The sequence below is a fragment of the Nonomuraea sp. NPDC003804 genome (assembly GCF_040610675.1).
Classification (GTDB): domain Bacteria; phylum Actinomycetota; class Actinomycetes; order Streptosporangiales; family Streptosporangiaceae; genus Nonomuraea.
In genome coordinates this window covers 1-1,440 of sequence record NZ_JBEXMT010000099.1, presented here as the reverse complement: position 1 = coordinate 1,440, position 1,440 = coordinate 1, and the positions used below count along the sequence as shown (strand labels likewise).

The 1,440-nt window shown below is 62.8% G+C and carries 1 protein-coding gene; it reads left to right on the top strand.

Annotated features, from left to right (window positions below; genetic code table 11):
* On the top strand, nucleotides 1–1,440 hold a 1,440-nt coding region (locus tag ABZX22_RS45030; protein WP_354923477.1), incomplete at both ends, for a hypothetical protein.

The window sequence follows — 1,440 nt, the reverse complement described above, 5'->3', positions numbered from 1 at the left end:
GCCACGCGCATGGCGCTGATGGCGACCGACCCCTACGACGCGGTGCTCACGCCCACGGTCACGCAGCCGCCCGTCCCCGTCGGCTGGTTCGAGGCCCGTTTGATGAAGCACGTTTGTGGCGCGCGGGCCAAGGGATCTATCCACGGCAACGTGTTCAAGCAGAATCCCGATGCTGCCTCTGCCTTGATCAAAGTCACGGCGACCCGATCCGACGGCACGACATCGTCTGCTGATCTCACTTGGCAAGCATCCGACGGTGCCCATTCGACGTTGAAAGCGGTCCCGGTCTTCGACTCAGCCACAGCGCTGGAGTTCGGAGACAGCGCCACCACCGCCACCCATCTTCCCCGGGCGATGCGGTTCGTCGGGATGCTCATCCACATCTCAGACGATCTCGCCACCCGATTGAAGGCCCGCGCCGCCAAGCTCACCAGCAAACTGCCCATCATCCCGGAAGAGCACGCGCAGAGCAGCGCTGCAACGGTCCTCCGGAAGTTGACGGCGAAACTGACCGAAGAGGATATTAACCAGCGTTGCGCCTTCCCCGCTGCACTGAACGATGAGCGTTTGGCGCTGGAGACCGCACTGGCCCAGGCGAACCCTGAAGTGGCCCACGCCAAGGCCGTCGGAGAGCTAGAACGCTTGTCGCAGATGGCCACAAGCATCTCGGCATTGAAGGAGAGCTTGAACGGCGAGAAGGCCCAAGCCCTCTTGGATGCCCGCAGCAATGCAGAGGTCAAGCGCCAGGCCGCCACCGCCTATGCCACGGCCTTCCTCAATGGGCTGCCGCTCAAAGGCGTCGGAGACGCCGTGTGGCGAACCCTTTGGGACGCTGCAAAGGCGTATTCGACAGGTCTTGCCTACCGTGACCACCCTTTCCCCCACGTTGGGGACGAATCCCGTTGTGTCCTCTGCCAGCAACCGTTGGGAGACGACGGCAAGGCCCGCTTGGCCAGCTTTGAAAGCTACCTCAACGACACCCTGCAGACAGAAGCTAAGAGCGCGGAAGACGCGCTGACGGCGCTGAAGAAAGCGTTGCCCAGTCCTCTCACCGATGTCGCCTGGCAGGCCCAGTGCGCTGCTATTGGCTTGGAAGCCCCCCAAGCCACTGAGCTGTTTGAGGCCATCCATGCGAGATTGAAAGCCATGGCCGAGGCCACGGCGGCTCCGGCAGTGCAGTGGTCGGTGTGGACCAACGCCTACGATCAGAAGGTCAAGACCACTAGCGCTGATCGCGACGCGCTGGCGGGCTTGCTGGACCCGACGGGACGGAAGGAGAAGGAAAGCCGCCTAGCAGAGCTGAAAGCACAACAGTGGCTGTCGGAGCAGCGCGATGCGGTATGGGCCGACGTGATCCGCCTCAAACGCGTGGGAACGGTGGAAGCCGCTGTCCGGTCCACCTCAACCAGCCAGTTGACGACCAAAAGCAATGACATTGGC